General features: G+C 38.2%; 5 protein-coding genes and 1 pseudogene. All 6 read left to right on the forward strand.

The genetic code is table 11. The annotated features are described in order from the left end of the window. Positions 1 to 1,759: pseudogene (locus tag WBJ10_RS04090) on the forward strand (hypothetical protein); the annotation flags it as partial. Continuing rightward, a complete protein-coding gene (locus tag WBJ10_RS04095) occupies positions 1,759 to 2,190 on the forward strand; it encodes an ATP-binding protein (RefSeq protein ID WP_424288278.1) in 432 nt (143 codons plus the stop codon). The pseudogene WBJ10_RS04090 and the gene WBJ10_RS04095, both read left to right, overlap by 1 nt. Next, entirely contained in the window at positions 2,190 to 2,621 is a 432-nt protein-coding gene (ybeY, locus tag WBJ10_RS04100; protein ID WP_424288279.1) for an rRNA maturation RNase YbeY, read from the forward strand. Before WBJ10_RS04095 ends, ybeY begins: the two co-directional genes overlap by 1 nt. 205 nt (positions 2,622 to 2,826) lie before the next feature. After that, the gene (locus WBJ10_RS04105; RefSeq protein WP_424288280.1) at positions 2,827 to 4,680 is read left to right on the forward strand and encodes an ABC-F family ATP-binding cassette domain-containing protein; all 1,854 of its coding nucleotides are present in this window, start codon (positions 2,827 to 2,829) and stop codon (positions 4,678 to 4,680) included. A 4-nt stretch (positions 4,681 to 4,684) separates the two neighbouring features. Continuing rightward, positions 4,685 to 4,936, forward strand: coding sequence for a CBU_0592 family membrane protein (locus tag WBJ10_RS04110; RefSeq protein ID WP_424288281.1), 252 nt, complete (start codon positions 4,685 to 4,687; stop codon positions 4,934 to 4,936). Between the two features lie 39 nt (positions 4,937 to 4,975). After that, on the forward strand, positions 4,976 to 5,202 hold a 227-nt coding region (locus WBJ10_RS04115; protein WP_424288282.1), incomplete at its 3' end, for an FAD-dependent oxidoreductase.

Consider the following 5,202-nt stretch of genomic DNA (forward strand, 5'->3'; position numbering starts at 1 on the left):
CCTTAATAAAAAGAATCTTACTTACGAAGAGAAGAAACAAGTAGAAGCCCTTCTTCAGAAACAAAAGGAACTTGAAGAGCTTGTGAAAGATATTCAAAAAGAAAACAAACAAAATCTTTTTGAACAGAATGAAAATAGAGAACAGAATGAAAAGATCCTTGAGAAGCAAAAACAAATAGAAGATCTTTTTAACAATGTCTTGGACGAAAAAACCCGGGAAATACTTAAAAACATAGAAAAACTGCTGGAAAAAAACAACAAAACCTTAACACAGGAAGAATTGTCGAAAATGCAGCTTGATAATAAATCTTTGCAAAAGGAGCTCGATAGAATTCTTGAATTATATAAACAGCTTGAATTTGATCAGAAGCTGACCGAATCGATCGACAAGCTGAAGGAGCTTTCAAAAAAACAAAAGGAACTTAGCGAAAAGTCTTTGGATAAAAAATCTGAAAATAATCAGCTTAAAGAAGAACAAAAAGCCCTTAAAGAAGACTTTAAGGACTTAAAAGAAGATTTGACTGAGCTCGAAAAGAAGAACGAAGAGCTCGATCAAAAGAATGAGTTTGATAGTCCGGAACAAGAACAGGAAAAAATAGACCAGGAACAGCAAAAGGCTACAGAAAACCTTGAGAAAAAGGACGAGAAAAAAGCTGCCGAGAATCAAAAAGAAGCTGCTGAACAAATGCAAGAGCTTTCGAAGAAACTGGAGACCATGCAACAGGAGAGTGAAGAAGAAGAAAATGAAGTGAACGCTAAGGCACTTCGTGAAATCCTGGACAATTTGATAACAAGTTCATTTGATCAGGAGAAAACTATGCAGGCGGTTCGCGGGTTAAGCACCAGCGATCCTTCATACGTTTTGCAAACGCAAAAACAAAGAGATATAAAGGATAACCTTAAAATGATTGAAGATAGTCTCTATTCGCTGAGTAAAAAGGTGCCGCAAATCCAGTCAGTTGTGAATAAAGAAATACAAGCTATAAACTTTAATGTTGGTAAAGCTATAGAAAGTCTGGGTGAACGACGCACGGCAGAAGCTAACCGTAATCAGCAGTTTGCAATGACCTCAATTAATAATCTAGCATTAATGCTTAATGAGGCCCTGGATCAGCTGCAACAAGCACAGCAAAACAGTAAACCCGGAAGTAAGGGCAAAAAGAAACAAAGTCTTTCGCAACTAAGCAAGATTCAAGAGCAGTTGAACAAGAATATGCAAAAAGCCCGCGAAGAAATGCAAAAGCAGGCTGGAGCGCAAAAACCCGGTCAACAAGGGAAACAAGGGAAACAAGGGCAACAGGGAAAGCAGGGACAAGGGCAGGGTATGAGTGAACAACTAGCAAGAATGGCCAGGGAGCAACAAATGATCCGCCAGGCTATGCAAGAGATCAACAGGTTAGAAAACAAAGATGGTAAGAGCGGTTTGGGAAATCTCGATCAATTAATGAAAGAGATGGAACAATCTGAAACCGATCTCGTAAACAAAAAGATTCAACAGGAAACTATGGTCAGACAGCAGGAAATTCTGAGCAAACTGCTGCAGGCGGAAAAGGCTGAACGTGAACGCGAGCAGGACGATAAAAGGGAGAGCAAAGAGGGCAATTCCCTTGCTCCTGATCATAAGATAATCCTGCAGGAATATCAAAAAATTAAACAGAGAGAAACCGATTTACTCAAAACCGTTCCACCGTCTTTAAATTCTTTTTACAAAATTAAGGTCGGTGATTATTTTAAATACTTAAATTCGGGTTATAAATAATGATCAATCAGACAGAATTTTCGGATAACACAGCATTGTATACCCTGCAATTACCCTCCAGAATTGATAGTATAACTAGGGTTGAAAACTTTATTGATACTCTAAAAGAGAAGTATAACTTCAGCGATGAAATTTATGCTAATGTCCTCACTTGTCTAAGCGAAGCAACTGTTAATGCAATCATCCACGGGAACAAGGAAAACCCCAATAAGAAAGTATATATCAACCTGGAAGTGATAGAAGACAAACGGCTGATCTTTACCATATCGGACGAAGGGGACGGATTTAATTTCAACAATATCCCTGATCCTACAGCACCAGAGAATCTTGAAAATCTGACTGGAAGAGGTGTTTTTATTATAAAACGCCTTGCTGATCAATGCATATTTAATTCAAAAGGGAATGAGCTAGAGCTTCATTTTAAACTTTAATGCCACAGCTTCCTATCTATTTTTTCTCTGAAGAGGTATCATTTAATATAAAACACAAAGGTCTTTTACGGACCTGGTTGAGAAACACTATACTTGACGAAGGTCAGAAACTGAAAGAGTTGAATTTTATATTTTGCACTGATACATACCTCCTTTCCATTAACCAGCAGTATTTAAAGCACGACACATTCACCGATATTATTACTTTCGACAACAGTGATAAAAAGGATGAGATAGTTGGAGATATCTTCATAAGCATAGAACGAGTACACGAAAATTCAATCACTTTTAATGTACCAATGCAGGACGAATTACATCGGGTGATGATACATGGAACGCTTCATCTTCTCGGTTATCCTGATAAAGGAAAGTCAGCTAAAAATCTTATGACAAGCAAGGAGAACTATTACCTGGGTAAACTTGGCTATTAATTTTCCTTATCAGCCCCGCAACGGTGTAGTTTTTGGAGGTTTTTTACTTTAGTCGGCCTCAATCTCAGTTTAAACTCACAACATTATTCCAGAGATCTAATTTGTACCTTTGCAGGATATGCAGAGGAAGTGTTTTCTATTTGTAGAGTATTTTTATCCAGCAAATTGCATAGTCATTACCCCAATAAAATAAAAAAGATTTAGCGTGAGTATTTTATCAACAGAACAATTAGGACACTCTTTCAATGACAACTGGTTATTTTCAGAACTTTATTTTGGAATAAATAAGGGTGAGCGTGTAGCTCTTGTGGGAATAAACGGAACAGGGAAGTCTACTTTGCTGAAAATACTTTCCGGAATGCTTGCTCCAAGTATAGGCAAGGTGGTCACTGAGCGGGATCTCCGTATCGGCTATCTTGAACAAGACCCACAATTTAACGATCAAGCTAGTATTAGTGACTTTATTTATAGCATCGGAAACTCTCGCCAACAACTCATTCGTCAATATGAAGAGGCTGTTAATCAAGAAGTTACCGATGATAATCTACTTCATAAATTAATGGATGAGCTCAGTTCTGAGAATGCTTGGGAGTATGAGTACGAAATCAAGACTATCCTTGGACGGCTTGGTATCCAGAGATTAGATCAAAAAATATCTACTCTATCCGGGGGGCAGCGAAAACGCTTGGCTTTGGCAAAACTGCTGATAGATGACCCCGATGTTTATCTGCTGGATGAACCCACCAATCACCTTGATATTGAAACTATTGAATGGTTGGAAAATTATATGACTAGCGGGCAAAAAAGCGTGATTCTTGTCACCCATGATCGTTATTTTCTGGATAATGTATCAACGAGAATTATTGAACTTGATAGGGGGAAACTGCAGAACTTTAATGGTAACTATAGCTATTATCTGGAGAGGAAGGCAGAGCAAAATGCAGCCGACGATGTTTCATTCAACAAAAATGTAAATCTTCTTAAAAAAGAATTAGAATGGATGCGTCGACAGCCTAAAGCCAGGACGACCAAATCTAAATCGCGGATAGATAGCTTCTACGATCTCGAAGAAAAAACCAAAGGAAGGACCCTTAAATCCAACCTTGAGTTAAGTGTAAATGTGTCACGTCAGGGAAATAAAATACTTGAACTGGACAAAGTAACTAAGTCTTTTAACGGCCTTACGGTCATGAGGGATTTTTCTTACACGTTTAAGAAAGGAGATAGAATTGGTCTTGCAGGAAAAAATGGTACCGGAAAATCCACGCTGTTAAATATTATTTCTGGTAACATTAAATCGGACCATGGTAATGTAGCCGTTGGAGAAACTACTGTTTTTGGGTATTATAAACAGGGTGGGCTTGAATTTAAAGATGATGAAAGGGTCATAGACGTAGTGAAGAATGTGGCCGAATATATAACAATGGCTGATGGCAAGAATCTAACCGCTAGTCAGGTTCTAACACACTTCCTGTTTCCTCCAGCAAAACAGTACGGCTTCGTAAACAAATTAAGCGGGGGGGAGAAAAAAAGGCTTCAGTTAATGCGGGTCTTGATGAAGAACCCGAATTTTATGATTTTGGATGAACCCACCAACGACTTGGATATCGATACACTAAATGTCTTAGAAGACTTTTTGATTAATTTTCCGGGAATTTTACTTTTGGTTTCACATGACAGGTATTTGATAGATCGTTTGACAGATCAATTATTTGTTTTTGAGGGAGATGGAAATGTTAAAATATATTCTGGAAATTATACCGAATACAGGTTGGAGCAAGAGGAAGATAAAAAGCCGGCAAAGCTCACCGCACTGCCAACTCCTAAGGAAGAGGTTACAATTCACCCAAAGAAAAAGCTGTCTTTTAAAGAAGAAAAAGAATTAAAAGATATTGAAGCCGGTATTAAAGCGTTAGAGGTTGAAGTGTTATCATTAACAGAACAATTGAACTCAGGTCTTGTAGATCATCAAGAATTGAATGATATCGCTGAGGGCATAAAAATTAAGAACCAGCAAATCGAAGATAAAACTTTTAGGTGGCTGGAGTTAACTGATTAAAGTAATGAGCGAGTCAGATATTATCGGATCAATAGGGGTGACTTTACTTTTAATTGCATTCCTCCTTAATTTAAAAGGTGTTTTATCAACTTCGAATTTGTGGTATATACTTTTAAACATCTTGGGCGCTGCCTTGTGTGGAATTTCCGCCTACATGATTAGCTTTTATCCTTTTGTTATCCTTGAAAGTGTGTGGGTTGTCGCAGCCCTCAGTTCGTTATTTTCACGTGTTTCACGTGAAACATTGAATAAATAAATTAAGTATATTAAATGGTTCCACGTGGAACATGAAAAAATGTTTGATAAATACGATATAATAGTAGTCGGTGCAGGCCATGCAGGATGTGAAGCATCAGCAGCAGCCGCAAATCTCGGATCCAAAGTCCTACTCATCACCATGAACATGGCAACCATTGCACAGATGAGTTGTAATCCGGCTATGGGCGGTGTTGCCAAAGGTCAGATAGTCCGTGAGATTGACGCCCTCGGTGGATACTCCGGTATTATTTCCGATCGAACAAC

Origin of the sequence: Daejeonella sp. (assembly GCF_049655485.1) — a bacterium.
Classification (GTDB): domain Bacteria; phylum Bacteroidota; class Bacteroidia; order Sphingobacteriales; family Sphingobacteriaceae; genus Daejeonella.